The sequence below is a fragment of the Vibrio sp. 2-Bac 85 genome, from assembly GCF_037546705.1.
In the GTDB taxonomy this organism is placed as follows: Bacteria; Pseudomonadota; Gammaproteobacteria; order Enterobacterales; family Psychromonadaceae; genus Psychromonas.
In genome coordinates this window covers 212,028-233,239 of sequence record NZ_JALAAB010000005.1, presented here as the reverse complement: position 1 = coordinate 233,239, position 21,212 = coordinate 212,028, and the positions used below count along the sequence as shown (strand labels likewise).

Genomic DNA, 21,212 nt, shown 5'->3' with positions numbered 1-21,212 from the left:
TATACCTATGATTATAAATCACTTATAATTCACATACCTGTTATTATTCAAGGTATATTATTAATGCCCTAGCTCAAGTGTTTAAGCAAAGAATCATATATAGGCTTAATGTAAATACTCAAATTCAATACTTTCTTATTTTAGATTGTGTATAGGTATTTATGACTCACGAATAACTTTTTTCATCTTGATTGATAACAGGTATACCCCCACTCATCGTTTACATTTATACTTGTGAGCAATTTCACGTTAACCATGACCAATTAAAGGAATCACAAATGAACAATGTATCTACAGTTATTGTTGTTGATGACCACCCTCTTATGCGTAAAGGCATCACTCAACTACTCAGTATTGACCCAAACTTTGTGGTAATTGATGAAGCAACAAACGGAATTGAAGCCGTCAGTATGGTCAAAAAACAACATCCCGATATGGTGTTATTAGATCTAAACATGAAGGCAGTGTCTGGTTTAGAAACCCTTAAAGCATTACGTAATGATGGCATCACCAGTAAAATTGTCATGCTTACGGTTTCCGATGCTAAACAAGACGTTATTTCCTTAATTAATCAAGGTGCTGATGGCTATCTTTTAAAAGATACCGACCCTGAACGTTTACTTGAGAATTTATATGATATCAAACAAGGTAAATTAGTAGTGAGTGACGATTTACGTCCTTACCTAGATTGCTTGGATCAAGAAAACAATATTCGAGATAAACTTTCTTCTCTTACTCGTAGAGAGAGCCAAATAATGCAAGAAATTTCGCGAGGCTTAAGTAACAAAGAAATTTCAGAAAACCTGAATATCTCAGAAGGTACGGTAAAAGTGCATGTTAAAAGTTTACTGAAAAAACTAGGCATAAAATCACGCGTTGAAGCGGCGGTGTTATTCTTAGAACAACCTAAATAAGCAAACTTAGATTAAAATACCAAGTAAAAAATGAATAAAACTGAGTAGCTGAATAAACTAGGCTGCTCAGTTTTTAATGATGCCTAATTAGGTTCACGTAATTAGGCATATATAATCAAAACAGTATCGTTTTACTTATCTAGAATGACATTAGCAATATTTATTAGAGCTTATTAGCTCGATTTAATATCACGTGAAAAGTAACGCCTTAGTAATATTCCACAGCTATATAACCTTTATTTTGGTAAACTTCCGAAATAAAGGTTTTTTGCTTTTAATTATATTTATTTTCACCTATCCATTGCGCCGAGAAGACTACCTATATTTATGCTTTCAGACTCACTAAAAAAAGAAATTAGAGCTAATTATGAACTCATAACAAAAGCCCTGCCGCAATTTAAAGCACGTAAAGCCCAAAATTATTTAGTGGCTGAAATAGCGAAAGTTTTAGCAGGTAACTATGATAAGTCACGACGCATCCTGGTGGCGGAAGCCGGCACAGGAATAGGTAAGTCTTTAGCTTACATCTTGGCAGGGTTACCAGTAGCTTTAAGGTTGAATAAGAAACTAGTTATCTCTACCGCAACAGTGACTTTACAAGAACAATTAATCAGTAAAGATTTACCGTTTTTTCTACGCCACAGTGATTATAAATTTACCTTCACTTTAGCCAAAGGTCGACAACGCTATTGTTGCGAGCATAAGCTACTAAACCAACAGCAAGATGAATCTCAACAAACACTTCTGTTTACAGAGAAACCGCAACCGGGTGATAGTGAATTATTAAGCAAAATGCGTAACGCATATTTAGATGGTAAATGGAATGGCGACCAAGATAGCTGGGCAACGCCTATCCCTCGTCGCATTTGGCAACAAATAGTTTCCGATAAACACAGTTGTAAAAAAGCCTTATCAAATCATAGACAATGTCCATTTCATCGAGCACGAGACAATATCAATAAAGCCGATGTGATAGTGGTTAACCACGCCTTGTTATTAGCAGACTTGGAATTAGGGGGAGGCGTTATCTTGCCTGAGCCCGATGCCTGTTTTTATGTACTTGATGAGGCACATCATTTACCTAAAATATCACGCGACTTTTCGAGCGCAAGCGTAAATATAAAAAGCAGTCAAGATTGGCTAAAAAAAATCAAGCAAGTAAGCACACATATTAATCGTGTTGTACATCGTCAAACTACCATTACACCGGGCCTAACTATGCTAGAAAGTGCCAACGAAATGGTTAATGATTTACAAACAATAGAACTCTATTTTCGTCATAACCCGCTTAACTATAATAAGTCGAATCAATATCGTTTTGCCATGGGTGAAGTGCCTCAAGGTATTGTGAATTCATTGATTAGTTTAAAGGAAGAGACCAAAAAGTGTTTAAGTGCGGTCAATAAACTATCTACCATCACATCGGAAGAGTTAAAAGACGCTAATATAAAATTATCCGATGCAGAGCCTATTTTAATCGAAACAGGTTTTTATATTCAACGTTTAGAAAACCTACTTGCTCTTTGGAAAATGTTGCTCAAGGAACGTGCTACTAATCAAGCGCCTATTGCTGCGTGGGTGAACAATGAAAATGATGGATTCACACTTTGTGCTAGTCCCCTAGAAGTAGGTGGTTTATTAGAATATATGCTCTGGTCTCAAGCAGCTGGCGTTATTTTATGCTCTGCAACCTTAACCTCTTTAAATAGTTTTGATTATTTTATGCGTCAATCAGGTTTGAAGAATAATGACGGCACGCAATACTTGCGCCTTAAGTCTCCATTCGATTATCCTGCGATCCCTCTCAATGTCGCCAATATGAAAAAGGATCCCACTGAATCTGGATTTGATAACGAATTAATCGATAACATTACTCAACGTATACAAGAAAAACAAGCCAACTTAGTATTATTTGCTTCTTATTGGCAAATGAACCTAGTAGCAGATAAGTTACGCCGAAAATATCCTAAAGCGCTGTTAGTACAGGGTGAAACGTCTCGTACTAAAATGATCACCAGCCATAAAAAGAACTGCGATCAGGGACTAACCAGCATTCTATTTGGTACCGGTAGTCTGGCGGAAGGCTTAGATTTACCTGGGCATTATCTAACCAATTTAATCATTACAAAATTGCCCTTTGCAGTACCTGATTCTCCCGTTGAAGAGGCACATGCAGAATGGATCACCTCAAAAGGTGGCAATCCATTTATGCAAATCACTATACCAGAGGCCAGTAAAAAATTGATACAATCCTGTGGGCGTTTAATTCGTAAAGAAACAGATACTGGACAAATTACCTTATTAGATAAGCGCGTTATAACCAAACGCTATGGCAAAAGTTTAATTGATGCCCTTCCCCCTTTTGCTTTAAATGTAGAGAAATAAAATGACAGAGTTTGTATTAGATCCCAGTAGCTGGATGCTATTGGCATTAGTTGGTTTAATAGCTGGCTTTATCGACGCAGTAGTTGGCGGAGGCGGTATGTTAACTGTACCGACTTTATTGAGTGTTGGTTTGCCACCTCACCTGACATTAGGAACTAATAAATTATCCGCATGTTTTGCTTCTGGTACAGCGGCTTATACCTATTTCCGTAAAAAGCTATTTAATCCCAAATTTTGGAAACATACCTTTTACAGTACATTAATTGGCGCCATGTTTGGGACCATTTTAGTAAACTATATTTCCACGGAATTTCTGAATAAGTTTTTACCTTTGGTGATTTTAGCGGTCGCAATTTATACTTTATTTAGTCGAGTAAAAGAAATTGATAACGCAGAGCTACCTGAAAACTCTCCTTTATTAAGAATAATTCAACGTATTCAAGGCTTTTTTTTAGGTTTTTATGATGGCGTTTCTGGCCCAGGAACGGGGGCATTTTGGGTTATCTCTAATATGCACTTATACCGCTTGAATATTCTATTATCCAGTGGTTTAGCTAAGGCAATGAACTTCACCAGTAATTTTGTTTCCCTATTAACCTTTATCTATTTTGGTCAAGTTAATTGGTTTATTGGGTTAACAATGGGCGTTTGCTTAATGCTGGGTGCTTTTATTGGAGCTCATTCTGCGATTTATTTTGGCGCAAAGTTTATCCGCCCATTATTTATTATTATTGTGCTTATTATGGCCATTAACCTCGGATATAACGCATGGTTCAGTCACTAGATTTAAAACATTTAAGCGCGTTATCCGATCAACTCGCTACGCTTTCATCTCGCTGCCAACAATGGGATGCACAAATCACCTTAACGGAGAATAAGTCTTTCCGTTTTGAAGTGCATTTGTTCACCACGAGTAGCTTAACCTTGTCAGGTTACTGCCAGCAGATCCAAAATACATTTGATCACCTTAGCTACGTAATTAATAAAAATATGGATACGGTGATTATTAATTATGAGTGTGAACGTTTCGTTAATCAGTTTTCTGCATTGTTGAATATTGTTAACCAACTCGATGCCGGTAAAGCAGAAGGACTCTATAAACGTTATTCGACGCAACAGGAAAAAGTTTACCAACAATTGCAACGCCAGTATCAATATGAAAAGCGGCTATTAGCAATGATTAATGAAGAAAATAGCCTTTACCAGCAGGCAGTGGTTAGCAGTAACAAAGAAATTCATAAATCACGAGTCAGCGTGCTTAAAGAACGTTACCAAAAATGTAACGAATTTACACAAGCCTTAGAGTTTAAGATGGAAGCTTTAGACAATGATGAATGAGAAAGACAAACACAGCACAGATTTAGGATTAGCTTCTGCCCCTTTGGAAATTAAACTAGCCGTGGATCTTATTCAATTGTTAGAAGAAAACGACCTACCACTTGATGCTACTATTAAAGCATTAGAAATAACCTTACGTGACTTTAAAAACAAGCAACGTCAACAACTTACACATCCCCAAGAGTAAGATCCTTAACGCTAAGCCATAAACACAGACACTCATTTTATAAGCGCTGCTAATCGAAGCATTAAAATCAACTTAAACGAAAAAAGGACATCAAATGATGTCCTTTTTTGTTAGGTCTTGTTTACTCATATTTTTTAAAGGTATTATTTAAAGGCTGAGGTTTAAAGGTATTATTTACCGATATTGGCAGCAAGGTTAGCAATTAAACTTTACGCCAAGTTGTACCATTAGGGCCATCTTCAAGCACCACATTTAATGCAGCTAATTTATCACGAGCATCATCGGCACTTGGCCAATCTTTATTTGCCCTTGCTGTATTACGTTGTAAAATTAATGCGTCTATCTCAGTAACTTGTTGATCATCTTCATTATTTTTTCCAACACCTTGTAAAAACTGATTTGGATTTTGGCTTAACAACCCTAAAACATTAGCAAACTTAACCAGCATGCTAGCCAAATGAACCGCTTGTTTAGGCTCAGTCGCTTTAACTCGATTCAACTCTTTAGCCAGTTCAAACAATACAGCTAAAGCTTCAGGAGTGTTAAAATCATCATCCATGGCTTTAACAAAACCTTGATAGAACTTACTGTCTTTAATCGCTTGATCAATCTCAATATCAGTGACTTCTATATCACGTATCGCAGTATATAAACGTTCTAAACTTGCTCTTGCTTGTTTCAAGTTATCTTCTGAATAATTAAGTTGGCTGCGGTAATGCCCAGAAATTAAAAAGTAACGAACAGATTCACTGTCATAGACATCCAATACATCTTTAATGGTAAAAAAATTATTTAAAGACTTAGACATTTTTACTTTATCAACTTGCACCATACCCGAGTGCATCCAAGTATTCACATATTCACCGTGGTGTGCACAGCATGATTGAGCAATCTCATTTTCATGATGTGGAAAACTTAAATCAGAACCACCACCATGAATATCAAAAACTTCACCTAAGTGTTTTTTATTCATCGCAGAACATTCAATATGCCAACCAGGGCGCCCTTCACCCCAAGGAGATGACCAAGATGGTTCGCCAGCTTTAGCCATTTTCCATAGAACAAAATCTAATGGGTCATGTTTACTATCTTCAACTTCAACACGAGAACCGGCCTGCAACATTTCAAGATTTTGACCGCTTAACTGGCCATATTCTGGAAACGATGATACTGAGAAAAGTACGTCTCCAGAATCAGAAACATAGGCATGATTTTTTTCTATCAGCGTTGCTATCATTTCAATCACTTCAGGCATGTGATCAGTAACACGTGGCTCGATGTCTGGTCTGATCATATTTAAAGCATCAAAATCTGCGTGCATCGCATCGGTAAAACGAGTCGTTAATTGATCACAGGTTTCACCATTTTCATTAGCACGCTTAATGATCTTATCGTCGACATCTGTGATGTTTCGAATAAAAGTTAAGTCATAGCCGCTAAAACGTAAGTATCGCGCTACGGTATCAAAGGCAACAAATGTACGGCCATGTCCTATATGACAGTAATCATAGATGGTAACACCACACACATACATTCCCACTTTTCCAGCGACAAGGGGTTTAAATTCTTCTTTATTTCGAGTTAAGGTGTTGTAGATTTTTAACATTTTCCATCCAATGCGATTACTGTAAAAACGCCTATTCTAACCTGACCAAGTGACAAATTCATCCTTTGTATTTAATGAATTCGTGAGTTGAGGTATGATAATGCTCTTTTTGAAGACAGGAATTAACAATGATTACTTTACATACAAATTTTGGCGACATCGCATTAGAAATGAATGAAGAAAAAGCACCTAAAACAGTGGCTAACTTCATTAAATATGCAACAAGTGGTCATTACGATAACACTATTTTTCATCGTGTTATAGATGGTTTTATGGTTCAAGGCGGTGGTTTTGCACCGGGTATGGAAGAAAAAGATAGCCAAAAGCCAATTAAAAATGAAGCAAATAACGGTTTATCAAACGTAAAATACTCTGTTGCTATGGCTCGTACAATGGAACCACATTCAGCTTCTGCGCAATTTTTTATCAATGTTGGCGATAACAAGTTCTTAGATTTTAAATCAGAAACGACAGATGGGTGGGGCTACTGTGTATTCGCTAAAGTGGTAGCGGGAGAAGATGTTGTAGACAAAATTAAAGGTGTTGCAACGGGTAATGCACATTACGTACACCAAAATGTTCCGCTAGATGACGTTGTTATTACTAACGTAACAGTAGCGTAACTGATTATGCGCACTTTATTCATTGCAGATCTACATCTTAGCGAAAATCATCGTCATATAAGCGATGCCTTTTTTGCTTTTCTTGAAAAAGAAGCCGCTAATGCTGAAACACTTTATATCCTTGGTGATATGTTTGAGGTGTGGATAGGGGATGATGAACACACTCCTTTAATGGATGAAGTTGCGCAGAAATTAACGGCTTACGCTAAAAAAAATAATACTAAAATTTTCTATATTCACGGTAACCGAGACTTTATGATCGGTAAACGTTATGCACAGCAGTCTTCAATGACTTTGTTGCCTGAGCATACCGAGATAGATTTATACGGAACTAAAACATTAATTATGCACGGCGATACCTTGTGTTTGTTTGATAAAAATTATCAACGCATGCGTAAAGTGATCCATAACCCTGTAATGCAATTTATTTTCAATTGCTTACCACTCAAACTGCGCAAACGTATTGGTTGGAAGATCCGTACGGCGAGCCAATCTAAAAAAGTCTATAAAAACACAAATATGATGGGCGTGACAGAACAAGAAGTACATCGTTTGATGACATTACATCAAGTACAACGTTTGATTCATGGCCACACACACCAAGCTTTTGTACATGATTTCACTGTTAATGATAAAGCCGGGCAACGTTTTGATGTGGGAGACTGGTACAACAACTTAAGTTTTGTTGATGCTAACCCTGATAGCATTAACCTAGTTGTATTGCCCATTGATTATTATCAGCAATAAAAACACACGTCGTATTCGTTTGTTACTATGGGGTTAGATGCGAGGCATTTATACCGATAATTAATTTTAATGAGATTAACTATTTAGTGCCTCAATCATGATGATGGTCATCGTAATGGTCATCGTTGGTAATAAGCATTAAATTAACCACGCTCCCATAGGTGATATGGGATGCTTGATTAATGAATAGCTATTGCTTACTTTGAAAATTGTAGTGACCGGTTTGTGAATGTATTTTCATGGGCTAACCACAAACCCTCATGAACTAGCCACAATAAGTTATCTGACAATTATCTGTCTTTTAATAAACGGCGTAGCACTTTGCCCACATTATTTTTCGGTAATTCACTGACTATTTCTATTAACTTCGGTTGTTTATATCGGGTTAATTGACGGTCACAATGTTGTTTAATCATCTCAACGGTAACTTTATAATCATCTAACACCACAAACAGTTTCACGCTCTCGCCAGATTGTTCGTCACTAATGCCCACTACAGCAGCTTCTGAGACACCTTGCATTTGTACCACTGTATCTTCTATTTCATTAGGGTACACATTAAAACCTGACACTAATATCATGTCTTTTTTACGGTCCACTAAACGCAATAAACCTTGTTCATCAAATAAGCCAATATCACCACTTTTAAACCAACCATCATTAAACGCTGACGCGGTTTCTTCCTCATTTTGCCAATAGTGAGGCATGACTTGAGGCCCTTTAATTTCTATTTCGCCAGGGCTATTATAATCTTCGATAACGTTATTATTATCATCGACTAAGCGTAAATCAGTTCCGGGCATAGGTAACCCTATTGAACCATCATGAGCCGTCACATTATAAGAGTTAACACTCACCATAGGAGCACATTCCGTTAAACCATAGCCTTCAATAACCGTACTACCTGTAACTTCTTTCCACAGATTAGCGACTTTAGTTTGTGTTGCCATGCCACCAGCGATAGTTATCTTTAAAGAAGAAAAATCAACATCATTGATTTTAGGATGATGTAATAACGCATTAAATAATGTATTTAATGCGGTAAAATAGGTAAATTTATACTTACTTAAGGTTTTAATAAAAGTATCTAGATCACGAGGATTAGTGATTAATAAGTTAGTACCACCTTTTTTAATAAAGAATAAACAATTAACCGTTAGTGCAAATGCATGATAAAGAGGCAATGCAGTGACCATTATTTCGCTTTCTTGATCAACTGTTAAACCAAATACAGCATCTGCCTGCGCTAAACTAGCCGCCATATTACGATGAGTCATTACCGCGCCTTTTGAAACGCCTGTGGTCCCCCCTGTATATTGTATAAGTGCGATATCATCTAAATTAATCACAGGACGTATATATTGACCTCTCTCACCTTCTTTAAGTGCATTACGATAACTTTTTGCACTAGGTAATTGATACTTAGGTACCATTCGTTTGACATAGGAAACAATAAAATTAACTAACTTTCTCTTTAATAAAGGTAATGCATCGCCAATTTTAGTTAACACCACATGCTTGATTTGAGTTTGTTTAACAATACTCTGTAACGTTTGTGCATAATTAGACACAATAAAAATAGCTTTTGCACCTGAGTCATTAAGCTGATGCTTTAATTCTGATGCGGTGTAAAGTGGGTTTATATTGACGACCACTAATCCCGCTCTTAAGACACCTAATAAAATAATAGGGTATTGCAACAGGTTTGGCATCATGATGGCTACACGGTCACCCTTAGCAAGTTGAGAGGTTTGCTGCAAATATACTGCAATTTTTCTTGATTGAAGATCTAACTCGGCATAGGTCAGCGTTTCATCCATATTAATAAAAGCAATGTGCTCTGGATGCTGTTGAAATGTTTGTTCAAACATATCAACTAAATTAATCAATGAGCTTTCATCTATTTCACTGTTAATACCTTCAGGGTATTTATCTAGCCATGGTTTAAACATAAAAACTCCTTTTAAAAACAAAAAAACCGACTATAAAAGTCGGTTTTATTATTAACACCAAACAGTTACCTATAGATTAGCGTAATCTAACGTAATGTGGCTAGCTTCTATCAAAAATGCGTCAAGGGGCTCAAAATCATCCGGAATATCGTCTAAAGACGTGACCTCTTTTAACCCTGCACGCTTGAGTCGCTCATTTGTACGCTGTAAACCTTCTGCTTCTTTAACTTCACGTTCATTAACACGTACTTTTTCAACTAGCGAAATACTGGTTTTATCTTTATCGGCACGATACTCTGCAATATCATCCGCTAAATAACTAAATTCAACTTCTTTCTTGATGCGTAATTGATGAGTTTCTGTTAATTTTTTAATTTTTTTATCTAAATCAGCCACTTTACGATATTTAGCAGAACGGATATTATCCCAAGGTAATGCATTTTTTTCTAAACTTTCACCGGTATCTTGTGGGTCGATACCGCTTGGGAAAGTAATATCAGGGATAACCCCTTTATTTTGTGTGCTACCGCCATTAATACGGTAAAACTTTGCAATAGTATATTGTACTGACCCCACCGCATCTTGGTTGGTATCGTAGTAACGAGCGATACGACGATGTTGCTGCACGGTGCCTTTACCAAAGCTTTGCTCACCAATTATAATTGCACGACCATAATCCTGTAATGCAGCGGCAAAAATTTCCGATGCAGAAGCACTATTACGATTAACAAGTACCGTCAAGGGGCCATTATAAGCAATATTGTCATCATCATCGGCTTGCACAGCAATTTGCTGACGACTATCTCGCACTTGAACAACAGGGCCCGTTTTAATGAATAACCCAGTTAACAATGTAGCTTCGCTTAATGCGCCGCCGCCATTGTTACGTAAATCAATCACTATGCCTTTAACGTCTTTTTTAGCTAATATATCCAATTCGCGCTCTACATCTTCACTCAGCTTAATGTAAAAACTTGGAATAGTGATCACCCCAATATTTTCACCATTAATCACTTGTACTGAAGATTTAGCTTCTCTGTCTTCTAGGTGGATTTTTTCGCGTACAATTTCAATGACTTTATTGGTATCACCGGCTTTACCCGATAAAATTTGTAATTGAACAGTAGTACCTTTCGGTCCTTTAATAAGTTCAACAATATCATCTAAGCGCCAGCCGACTACGTCGACAATTTTTTCGCCTTCTTGACCAACACCAATAATTTTATCATCTTTAGCAAGTTGCTTTGATTTATCTGCAGGACCGCCTGGAACTAAACTGCGGATCACTGTGTAATCATCTTCAAGTTGTAAAACAGCACCAATTCCTTCAAGTGAAAGATTCATTTCCATTTTAAAACGTTCGGCATTACGCGGTGATAAGTAGCTAGTATGTGGCTCGATGGTATGTGCATAGGCATTCATGAAAGCTTGAAATACATCTTCACTTTCAGTTTGTGTTAAATGTTTAAGCGCATAAGTATAACGTTTAGTTAATAACGTTTTAATTTCAGGCCACTTTTTATCAGCTAGCTTAAGCGTTAATGCGTCCGACTTAACACGTGCATGCCAGAGGCTATCTAACGCTTGTTTATCTTTTGCCCATTCTGCTTTACTACGATCATATTGATATTCTTCTTCAGTATCAAAAGTGATTTCTTTGTCTAGTAACGACAAAGCGTAGGTAAAACGTTCAAAACGGCGCGTTAAATTAAGTTGGTAGATTTTGTAGGCAGGTTCAAGTTGACCAAATTTAAGATTATCATCAAATGAATGTTGATAAACTTTAATCGCATCAATATCACTTTGCATGAAGATCTGTTTATTGTAATCAAGCTGTTCAATATAACGATTGAACACTTTTTCAGACAACTGATCATCTAAAGGCATATATTTATAATGAGAGCGACTAAATAAATCGCTCACTCGTTTCGCCACTTTTGCATGTTGAGACTCTTGATGCAATTGCGGGATATCTTTTAAATCTACATTTGAAGAAGAAGCAAAAGCTGCTCCAATAAAAATGATTTGGGATAGAATTAATGCATGACGAAAGAGTTTATTCATTAAAATACCTTTTATACGATTAAATGCTTAGCTTTAACTTTCACAACCATTCCTGAGTCTAGTTGCACTTGAACTTCTTCTTTTAAAATTTCAACAACGGTTGCTGAAACAGGCGATTTTCCTAAAAGAACTTTGACTGATTGTGATACTTTAAGTTCATTATGATTAGCTTCTTTATACTGACTTAAATCAATCTCAGGTTTTTTAGCTACTTTTTTAGGCGCTTCTTTCTTACGACTTGGTACAGCCACTTTTTTAGCAGCACGAGCTGGTGCTTTATTGGTGTCTGTTTTTTTCTTGTTAGCGAATGCTTTTTCTTTGCTTTCTTTTAGCGACAATTGTGCGTGGTCAGCATGCTCTTGAGAAACTTCATCCCCTTCAACACCATCTAAATCGACACGTTTTGCACCTGCTTTTACACAGTGCAAGTAACGCCAGCTCATTGTGTATTGACGTAATGCACCACGAAGCTGTGTTTTACTGACGCGAGTTTCATTCTCTAAACGAGTTGCTAGTTCTTGAAACACACCAATTTTTAATGGTTTTGCAGGCTCAGCACTAGCAATAAAGCAAGCAGGAAACTGTTCCGTTAAGAAGGCAATGATTTGTTTGTTATTTGTAAACTTTTCTGTGTTTTCCATGTAAAACCTAATATTTAAAAACGATGTTGAAAGATATCCAGAATAAATCTCTGATTATCAGTAAGAAAATTATTCGCTAGTATAGAGGTGCGTTTATTAAATGTGAAACTAATTATCACCTCAGTACACCTATTCCGACCATTTTTTGCCATTTATCATCAATACTCAATATTTCCAGCCTTCCGCTACACCTTTTTTACAAAAACAAGTAGAATGCCCGCTTTCCTTTTGTGGGAATGTCCAAATTTGTTATTGAAGAGGCTCAGATGAAACCAGAATTATTATCCCCTGCAGGTAGTTTAAAGAACATGCGTTACGCTTTTGCCTATGGCGCTGATGCTGTTTATGCAGGTCAACCTCGTTATTCCTTACGAGTTAGAAATAATGAATTCAATCTTGAAAAACTTCAAATAGGCATTAATGAAGCCCATTCACAGGGTAAAAAATTATATGTTGTGTGCAATATTCAACCACATAACTCTAAACTAAAAACCTTTATCCGCGATATGAAGCCCGTGGTTGATTTAAAACCCGATGCATTGATCATGTCAGACCCCGGTTTAATCATGATGGTACGCGAAGTTTTTCCAGAAATGCCAATTCATTTGAGTGTACAAGCGAACGCGGTTAACTGGGCTACGGTAAAGTTTTGGTACCAACAAGGGATTGAACGTGTAATTTTATCACGTGAGCTTTCTTTGGATGAAATTGAAGATATTCGCTACCATTGCCCTGAAATCGAAATCGAAGTATTTGTTCATGGTGCACTTTGTATGGCGTATTCTGGTCGTTGTTTGCTATCAGGCTACATTAACAAACGCGATCCCAATCAAGGGACTTGTACTAATTCATGCCGTTGGAAATATGATGCTCATGAAGCCACCGAAAATGAAACCGGTGATATTGTCGCTATCCATAAACCAGAACCTACTCTTGGCAGCGGCACTACAACGGATCAAATTTTCTTATTGCAAGAAGAAGGAAGACCTAACGAGTATATGCCTGCCTTTGAAGATGAGCACGGCACTTATATCATGAACTCAAAGGATCTACGTGCTATTCAACATGTAGAACGTCTCCTAAAGATGGGTGTACACTCTTTAAAAATTGAAGGTCGTACAAAAAGTTTCTATTACTGTGCTCGTACCGCTCAGGTATACCGTAAAGCCATGGATGATGCCATTGCAGGACGCCCTTTTGACCCATCATTAATGAGTTCATTAGAAAACCTTGCACATCGTGGTTACACAGAAGGTTTTTTAAGCCGCCATACCCATGATCAATACCAAAACTATGATTACGGCTATTCAATCAGTGAAACCCAACAATTTGTGGGAGAAATCACCGGTCGTAACCAACAGGGTCTTGCAGAAATAAATGTTAAAAACAAATTCTTAGTGGGTGACAAGCTAGAGCTAATGACCCCGCAGGGTAACATCAACTTTAAGTTAGAAGAGTTGCATAACCGTAAAGGTGAATTAGTGGATGTAGCGCCGGGTTCGGGTCATGTTTTATATATTCCAGTGCCAAAAGAGATCGATTTAAGCCACGGTTTACTGATGAGAAACTTGACACAGGGTACAGACACTCGCAACCCGCATAGTAAATAACATGGCTTTATTAATAGAAGACAGTTGCATCAATTGTGATATGTGCGATCCAGAATGCCCTAATGAAGCAATCACCTTTGGGGCTGAAACATATGAAATTAATCCAGATTTATGTACAGAGTGTGTTGGTTTTTATGAACAGGCAACTTGCGTCGCAGTTTGCCCTATCAACTGTATCATTATCGATCCTAACCATGTTGAAACGCAGCAACAATTGTTGGATAAATTTGCAGGTTTACACGTTAATCAATGAACTCAATCGCGCCTAAATTTACGCAAGGCAATATTCCTGAGCATATATTAAAAATGGCGCTGACCAATGCGGTTGCCTTGAGTGTGTTTTTTGTTGTTGATTTGATTAATATCTATTTTATTAGTTTATTAAACCAACCTCACTTGGTTGCTGCCATTGCCTATGCAGCAGCCCTATTATTTTTTACCACCTCATTGACTATCGCTATGGTCATTGCTAACTCAGCTGTTGTTGCTAAGTTAATAGGTCAAGGCCATCAACAGCAAGCTAAACAGGCTTCAATGAGCTGTTATCTAATAACCTTGGTAATTAGTTGTCTAATCACGGTCACTATTTTTTTAAATGCTAAGCAACTATTAACATTAATAGGTGCTAATGGTGTTGCTTTAGATGCGGCCATTGCTTATCTAAAAATAACCATTTTTTCTTTTCCACTGATTGCTCTCGCAATGCAGATCACAGCAACACTACGCTCATTAGGTAAAGCTAAGTTAGGCATGTATTGCACCCTAGCAGGCGGTGTGTGCAATGTTATTCTTGATCCTCTGTTTATCTTTTATTTTAAGTTAAATATTGAAGGGGCAGCTTTTGCTGCAATCGTCGCGAGAAGTGTGATGTTATTGGTTGCTGCTTTTTACCTAATTATGGTTTGTGGGTTTATTACTCGTATTACATTTTATGACTTTATCAGACACACAAAAAATATCACCGCAGTTGCGATTCCCGCTTCCTTAACTCAAGTCGCCACGCCACTAAGTCATTTATATATTACTTATGAAATGGCTAAATTTGGCGGGAGTTATGTTGCTGGTTGGGCAATTATTAGTCGCTTGATCCCCGTCGCTTTTGTAATGTTGTTTGCTATGCCTGGCGCAATTGGCCCAATCATCAGTCAAAACTTAGGTGCAAAGCAATTTAAACGTGTTAAAACAACTTTAAATCAATCACTTAATTTTATTATTAAATACGTTTTTGTTTTAGCATTAACCCTCTCACTATTGCAAGAATACCTCGTTTCTTTGTTTAATGCAGGGTCGGATACGGCGATGTTAATCCGCTTTTTTTGTCAGTATGTTAGCGTTAGTTTTATATTTGTGGCAATGAACTTAGTCGCGATGTCTTTTCTTAATAATGTGGGTCGCCCTAAAATGGCTACATTATTGAATCTTGGAAAAATGTCCTTAGGCACTATTCCTTTTGTTAGTGTTGGAGCCTATTATTATGGCGCTCAAGGAATATTGATTGGACAAGCATTAGGTAGCATTATATTTGGCTTAACCGCGATTTTACTGTGCTACCGTATTGCCACTAAGTTAGAAGTACTTACATAAAGGTCATTAATTAAAAATAACAAATTAAAAGTAACTAATTAAAAGTCGCTAATTAAAAGTCATCAGGCAGAATAAATAGCTTTATAGTGCTTACTCTTTAAACTACAACGATCTGTAAGCTAAGATGTAACAATCAGTAAATAATGGGTTGAACGAATTCTAGGCATAAAGATGACCTAATGCATTAAACCGATACTTTATTGCCATCTTTAACAGGAACGAATAGGTTTACCCACATTTAATATGTTAATTAAGCGGCGCTAATGTTAAATTACACACCTCACTCTAATGGAATAGAATAGCTTTATGCGTTTAATATGCTTATTGTTCTTTATCACAACCCTTAGCGGCTGTTATCAAAATAAAGCACTAACACAAAATACTCTTATCTATTGCACAGAAAGTTTACCTACTTCGTTTAATCCTCAAATTAGTCATGATATTGCGAGCTTAGATGCGACCACACATCAAATTTATAGCCGCTTAGTGACCATTGATCCTAAAACTAATAAATTTATTCCTGATTTAGCTGAAAGTTGGCAACGTAGTGATGATAAATTACGCTATCGCTTTTCATTACGTCACAATATTAGCTTTCATCAAACAGAATTTTTTAAACCAACGCGCTTTTTAAATGCAGATGATGTCTTATTTAGTTTTAATCGCATGCTTAATGTTCAAGATGCGTATCATAAAGTGAATAAACAGACGGAAAACTATTTTTATAATCATCCCTTCACGGATCTGCTATCAGAGATAAATAAGATTGATGACTATACGGTTGAATTTGTTTTAAGCAAACCCGATGTAACACTGTTAGCAAACCTTGCTGCACATTATGCAGTGATTCATTCAAAACAATATGCAGACCAATTGATAAAACAAGGTCAGCAGGAAAATATCGATTTTCAGCCTATTGGTACCGGGCCTTTTAAATTTAAAAGCTTTGATAGTAATGGCACTATTCGTTACAAAAAACATCCGCTTTATTGGCAATCAATGACTAATATTGAAAACTTAATTTATTTTACCAATCCTAGTGCAACAAAACGATACACAAAATTATTATCGGGAGAGTGCGATGCAATCTCTTATCCTGCGGCAAGCCAGTTAGAAACCATAAGTAAAAACAAAAATATTACCTTAAATAGTAAATCAACGGCTAATATCGCACTGTGGGCATTTAATACTGAGCGCCCTATTTTAGAACACAATCAAGTTCGTCAAGCGCTGTCACAAGCTATTGATAAAAAAACCATTTTACAGGCTGTCTATTTTCGTAGCGCAATACAAACGGATACATTATTAAGTAAACAATCATGGGCATTAAAACCGCGTTTTGAGGAAGACTTATATGATCCAGAAAAAGCGCGTCAAAATTTAACCTTATTAAATTATGACTTTTCTAAGACATTAACTATTTTATTACCAGATAGTTCCGATGTATTTAACCCTAATTTTCATAAAACAGCAGAATTAATACAAGCGAACCTCAATGACATAGGTATTAAAACAGATATCATTAATTTAAGTGGTGCCGCTTTAAAAGCACGCTTACGAAGTGGTGATTATGATACTTATTTAACCGGCATTAATGTTCATATTGACGATCCTGATAGTATTTTTAGACCACTCCTAAGCTGTAATTCATCAGCTGAAAGTGGTAATAGTAGCCATTGGTGCTCACCTAAGGTGCAAGTATTATTAGATCAGTCGATAACAGAGTCTAATTTTGCACAACGTATAAAAAACTATTATCAGATACAAGACGAAGTTTACAAGCAACGTCCTTACCTGCCTATCGCACATGTATTAAGGTTAGATGCTATCTCGAAGTCAATTTTAAATGTGGAAGTTAATCCTTTAACGGGTATTAATTTCCAAAATGCCATTAAACAAGATTTGAATTAAGATGCTGTCATTTTTATTAAGACGTCTAAACCTGCTATTAATCACTGCACTGATTTTGACTATCATTGCATTTGCTACCGATCGTATTGTCTCAGTTAACAGCGAAACAGTTGTTAACTCTAATGGTTATATAAAGCAATATTTTGCTTACTTATGGCAAATTATGAATGGTGATCTCGGTTATTCTTCCGTGGATAATCAATCCTTACTCGAGCGTGGATTAATATTTTTCGCGTCAACACTTGAGCTTTGTTTCACTGCATTAATTTTCTCTAGTATTATCGCTATTCCACTGGGTTTATTAGCCGGTTTATTTAGAAATACTCGTTTAGATTATGCAATCATGACTATTGCGATCATGGGGCTCGCATTGCCAGTTTTTTGGGTCGGAGTAATGGCGGTATTACTGCCTAGTGTATGGGGGCAAGTATTGCCCGTTGATGGTAATCTCAGTTTGATCTATGAGGTGCCGGTTGTGACGGGATTTTTGTTAATTGATACATTAATGGTAACCGAACAATATGAGCTATTCGCATTTATAGACCGTGTTGCACATTTAATTCTGCCTGCATTAGTTTTATCCTTTTTCTTAATCACTGAGATTGTACGTTTAACCCGTCACTCCATGACTATGGTGATGCGAAGCAATTATATACAAGCAGCCTATGCAAAAGGTTTTTCTCGAACAAAAATCGTTTTTGCACATGCATTAAAAAATGCGCTACCTCCTATTATTCCGCAATTACGACTGCAATTAAGCACCATTATCTCTTTTGCGATGACCATTGAAATTGTATTTAACTTAAATGGTATAGGTAAATGGTTATTTATTTCATTGAAAACAGGCGACTATTTAGTATTACCTGCTGGTATATTAATTATTAGCGGATTTATTTTATCCTTCAGTATTTTCATCGAAATTCTCATGGTTGTTATTAGCCCATTAAGACGAGGTTCCTTATATGCTGATAAATAACGGCTTTAATGAAGATAAAATTCAATCACCATTAGGTTATATTTGGTCTATTTTTAAAACCAAAACAATTGCAGTGGTGGCTATGTGGTTAATGATTGTTTTGATTATTATCTCTCTATTTGCCCCTTGGTTTGTACCTCATTCTCCCTTGGCGCAAAACCCTGATAGTATGTTATTACCCCCTTATTGGGTCGAAGGAGGCAATACCAATCATATTTTGGGAACCGATGATTTAGGTAGGGACTCTCTCTCTCGTTTATTTCATGGACTGCAACTGACTTTAGGCGGAGCATTAATCATTACACTTTTGGTCGGTATTATTGGCATGCTGATCGGGGCTGCAGCCGCTCTTACAAAAGGTGTTAAAGCAAGTGTCTTACATCATTTATTAGATGCTTTATTAGCGATTCCAACATTGCTTTCAGCATTAATACTGATCACCATCTTTGGACCTAGTTACACTAACTGCCTGATTGCTATCTCTCTTTCATTACTGCCGCAATTTATACGTTCTAGTTTTTTGGCCATTGAACAAGAGTTAAGTAAACAATATATTGTTGCAATACAACTTGATGGGGCAACAAAAACGCGTTTATTTAGATACGGTATTTTACCTAATATTTTAGAGCCTACCGTTACTATTATTAACCGTTTATTTACCATGGCGATTATCGAAATTGCGACACTAGGCTTTTTAGGTTTTGGTGCGCAATTACCTCAAACTGAATTGGGATCTTTAATCGCAAGCAGTATGGAACTCATCTACCTTTCTCCTTGGTTGGTTACTTTTCCAGGGATTGCTATTTTCGCAGTAATTATTATCGTAAATGTATTTTCAGAAGGTTTACGGCACGCTGTACTTGAAGGTGAAGAATAATGGCTTTATTGGATATCAGAAACCTAAGTATTGACATTGATACTGCACAGGGAAAAATTCGAGTAATCGACAAGGCTTCTCTGAATATAGTAGATGGTTCTATTCACGGTTTAATTGGTGAGTCTGGCTCGGGGAAAACACTGATCACTAAAGCGATATTAGGCTTACATAATAGCAACTGGACGGTTACAGCTGATCGAATGTTTTTAGGCAAGACGGATTTATCAAAACTCACGCATAAAGAACGACGTCAAATTCTAGGTAAAGAAATTTCAGTTATTTTTCAAGAGCCCAGCTCTTATCTCGATCCAAGTCAAAAAATACGCGTTCAAATTGAATCAGTATTACCCAAAAAAACGTGGAAACAACGCTTTCGTTTAATATTGACCAAGATTAAAAAAGTAAACGTACAGTCACGACGCTTACAAATTAAAGAGTTGTTACACAAAGTAGGTATTCAGAATGATGTGGCAGTATTAAATTGTTTCCCACACCAACTTTCAGAGGGTGTTTGCCAGAAAGTGATGATTGCCATGGCGATTGCTAATAGTCCACGTTTAATTATTGCCGATGAACCAACCACTGCAATGGAAGCAGTTACTCAATCACAAATTTTTCGCTTGTTATATAAACTTAACCAATTAAATAATACGACTCTGCTTATATTAAGTAATAATTTTGCCAATACCAGTAACATATCCGATTATATGACCTTAGTTTATTGTGGACAAACGGTTGAATCAGGATCTTATAAGCAAATAATGGGCAGTGCCATGCACCCCTATACACAATCTATGTTAAAAACATTAATCAATAATGTACAATTTAATGAGCATAAAGCGCAACTGTACACGTTACCCGGTAATATTCCTTCTTCGAACCAATTGCCAATCGGTTGCCGACTAGGGCCTCGGTGCCCTAGAGCACAAAAAATATGTGTTGAAAACCCTACTTTAACGACTAAAAAAGGTCATAGTTTCCGATGTCACTATCCAACCAAAGTGAGCTAAATGTGCAGCCGTTATTAAAAGTGACGAATCTGTGTAAAAGTTTTAAACATGCAACGGGTATTCTCAGTAGTCGAGAGCAACTTGCTTTCGGACCTGTCAGTTTCACCCTAGAGCCTGGTCAAACATTGGCAGTAGTTGGTGAAAGTGGATCCGGAAAAAGTGCGTTAGTCAGGACGATTGGTGGTATGTTAATAGCAAACTCCGGCGATATTTACGTAAAAGGACAACATCTTAGTTCGCTTAACTCTCAGCAACGTTGTTTATCCATACGCATGATTTTTCAAGACCCAAGTAGCTCGTTAAACCCTAAAACGACGGTAGGGAAAATACTACATGCACCTTTACAATTAAATACAGATTTAAATGACAAACAACGCCATCAGCAAATTCTGGAAACCTTAAAATTAGTAGGATTGTTACCTGATTATTTAGCTTTTTACCCTAATATGTTATCCAGTGTACAAAAGCATCAAGTGGCCATCGCACGCGCTATGATTTTAAATCCTGATATTATTATTGCCGATGAAATTTTATCTACATTAGATATTTCATTGCGATTTAAAATCGTTAACCTGTTACTAAAGATACAAAAAGCTAAAGGAACTAGTTATATTTTTGTTGCGCATAATATGCATTTAGTCAAACACATGAGTGATCAAATCCTGGTATTACATCAGGGGAAAATCATTGAAAAAGGTACAGCTAAGAGCGTTTGTGAGTCGCCACAGGAAGAGCAAACAAAATATTTGTTATTAAGTCACCAACCAGACTATCGAAAATAACATTT

The 21,212-nt window shown here is 36.7% G+C and carries 19 protein-coding genes; 15 read left to right on the top strand and 4 right to left on the bottom strand.

The window, feature by feature from the left end:
* Positions 1-278 precede the first annotated feature (278 nt).
* From narL to MT390_RS08015, 5 genes are all read left to right on the top strand, one after another.
* Positions 279-914, top strand: coding sequence for a two-component system response regulator NarL (gene narL, locus MT390_RS08035; protein ID WP_166370099.1), 636 nt, complete (start codon positions 279-281; stop codon positions 912-914).
* Positions 915-1,241: 327 nt separating this feature from the next.
* A complete protein-coding gene (dinG, locus tag MT390_RS08030; RefSeq protein ID WP_499440544.1) occupies positions 1,242-3,299 on the top strand; it encodes an ATP-dependent DNA helicase DinG in 2,058 nt (685 codons plus the stop codon).
* A gap of 1 nt (position 3,300) precedes the next feature.
* A complete protein-coding gene (locus tag MT390_RS08025) occupies positions 3,301-4,083 on the top strand; it encodes a TSUP family transporter (protein ID WP_499440543.1) in 783 nt (260 codons plus the stop codon).
* Positions 4,068-4,637: a primosomal replication protein PriC gene (gene priC, locus MT390_RS08020; RefSeq protein WP_166370105.1), complete on the top strand. Its 570-nt coding sequence runs from the start codon at positions 4,068-4,070 to the stop codon at positions 4,635-4,637. The genes MT390_RS08025 and priC overlap by 16 nt, the downstream gene beginning before the upstream one ends.
* Positions 4,627-4,824 carry a DUF2496 domain-containing protein gene (locus MT390_RS08015; protein WP_240923570.1) on the top strand — a complete coding sequence of 66 codons (198 nt, stop codon included), beginning with the start codon at positions 4,627-4,629 and terminating at the stop codon, positions 4,822-4,824. The genes priC and MT390_RS08015 overlap by 11 nt, the downstream gene beginning before the upstream one ends.
* A gap of 202 nt (positions 4,825-5,026) precedes the next feature.
* Here MT390_RS08015 and cysS read toward each other — a convergent pair whose 3' ends face one another.
* Positions 5,027-6,430 (bottom strand): cysteine--tRNA ligase, encoded by a 1,404-nt coding sequence (cysS, locus tag MT390_RS08010; RefSeq protein WP_499440541.1) that lies wholly within the window; start codon positions 6,428-6,430, stop codon positions 5,027-5,029.
* 128 nt (positions 6,431-6,558) lie between these two features.
* Here cysS and MT390_RS08005 point away from each other — a divergent pair, with 128 nt between their 5' ends.
* Together MT390_RS08005 and MT390_RS08000 are read left to right on the top strand one after the other, a co-directional pair.
* Positions 6,559-7,053: a peptidylprolyl isomerase gene (locus MT390_RS08005; protein WP_499440540.1), complete on the top strand. Its 495-nt coding sequence runs from the start codon at positions 6,559-6,561 to the stop codon at positions 7,051-7,053.
* Between the two features lie 6 nt (positions 7,054-7,059).
* Positions 7,060-7,800 carry a UDP-2,3-diacylglucosamine diphosphatase gene (locus MT390_RS08000; protein ID WP_166370111.1) on the top strand — a complete coding sequence of 247 codons (741 nt, stop codon included), beginning with the start codon at positions 7,060-7,062 and terminating at the stop codon, positions 7,798-7,800.
* Positions 7,801-8,090: 290 nt separating this feature from the next.
* Here MT390_RS08000 and MT390_RS07995 read toward each other — a convergent pair whose 3' ends face one another.
* The 3 genes from MT390_RS07995 to proQ all read right to left on the bottom strand — a co-directional run bounded on the left by MT390_RS07995 (position 8,091) and on the right by proQ (position 12,457).
* The gene (locus MT390_RS07995) at positions 8,091-9,752 is read right to left on the bottom strand and encodes an AMP-binding protein (RefSeq protein WP_499440538.1); all 1,662 of its coding nucleotides are present in this window, start codon (positions 9,750-9,752) and stop codon (positions 8,091-8,093) included.
* Positions 9,753-9,821: 69 nt separating this feature from the next.
* On the bottom strand, positions 9,822-11,816 hold the full coding sequence (gene prc / locus MT390_RS07990; protein ID WP_499440536.1) for a carboxy terminal-processing peptidase: 1,995 nt from the start codon (positions 11,814-11,816) through the stop codon (positions 9,822-9,824).
* An 11-nt stretch (positions 11,817-11,827) separates the two neighbouring features.
* Positions 11,828-12,457 carry an RNA chaperone ProQ gene (gene proQ / locus MT390_RS07985; protein ID WP_166370117.1) on the bottom strand — a complete coding sequence of 210 codons (630 nt, stop codon included), beginning with the start codon at positions 12,455-12,457 and terminating at the stop codon, positions 11,828-11,830.
* A gap of 236 nt (positions 12,458-12,693) precedes the next feature.
* On the opposite strand from proQ, the gene trhP reads away from it, so the two are divergent.
* From trhP to MT390_RS07945, 8 genes are all read left to right on the top strand, one after another.
* A complete protein-coding gene (gene trhP / locus MT390_RS07980) occupies positions 12,694-14,067 on the top strand; it encodes a prephenate-dependent tRNA uridine(34) hydroxylase TrhP (protein WP_499440534.1) in 1,374 nt (457 codons plus the stop codon).
* 1 nt (position 14,068) lies between these two features.
* The gene (locus tag MT390_RS07975) at positions 14,069-14,320 is read left to right on the top strand and encodes a YfhL family 4Fe-4S dicluster ferredoxin (protein WP_499440533.1); all 252 of its coding nucleotides are present in this window, start codon (positions 14,069-14,071) and stop codon (positions 14,318-14,320) included.
* Entirely contained in the window at positions 14,317-15,651 is a 1,335-nt protein-coding gene (locus MT390_RS07970; RefSeq protein WP_499440532.1) for an MATE family efflux transporter, read from the top strand. The genes MT390_RS07975 and MT390_RS07970 overlap by 4 nt, the downstream gene beginning before the upstream one ends.
* A 306-nt stretch (positions 15,652-15,957) precedes the next feature.
* Positions 15,958-17,562, top strand: coding sequence for an ABC transporter substrate-binding protein (locus MT390_RS07965; RefSeq protein WP_499440530.1), 1,605 nt, complete (start codon positions 15,958-15,960; stop codon positions 17,560-17,562).
* Position 17,563: 1 nt separating this feature from the next.
* The gene (locus MT390_RS07960; RefSeq protein WP_166370127.1) at positions 17,564-18,538 is read left to right on the top strand and encodes an ABC transporter permease subunit; all 975 of its coding nucleotides are present in this window, start codon (positions 17,564-17,566) and stop codon (positions 18,536-18,538) included.
* Entirely contained in the window at positions 18,525-19,415 is an 891-nt protein-coding gene (locus tag MT390_RS07955) for an ABC transporter permease subunit (RefSeq protein WP_166370129.1), read from the top strand. Before MT390_RS07960 ends, MT390_RS07955 begins: the two co-directional genes overlap by 14 nt.
* Positions 19,415-20,425 carry an oligopeptide/dipeptide ABC transporter ATP-binding protein gene (locus MT390_RS07950; protein ID WP_166370131.1) on the top strand — a complete coding sequence of 337 codons (1,011 nt, stop codon included), beginning with the start codon at positions 19,415-19,417 and terminating at the stop codon, positions 20,423-20,425. The genes MT390_RS07955 and MT390_RS07950 overlap by 1 nt, the downstream gene beginning before the upstream one ends.
* Positions 20,398-21,207, top strand: a complete 810-nt coding sequence (locus tag MT390_RS07945; RefSeq protein ID WP_205962976.1) for an ATP-binding cassette domain-containing protein — start codon at positions 20,398-20,400, stop codon at positions 21,205-21,207. The genes MT390_RS07950 and MT390_RS07945 overlap by 28 nt, the downstream gene beginning before the upstream one ends.
* The last annotated feature ends 5 nt before the right edge of the window (positions 21,208-21,212 follow it).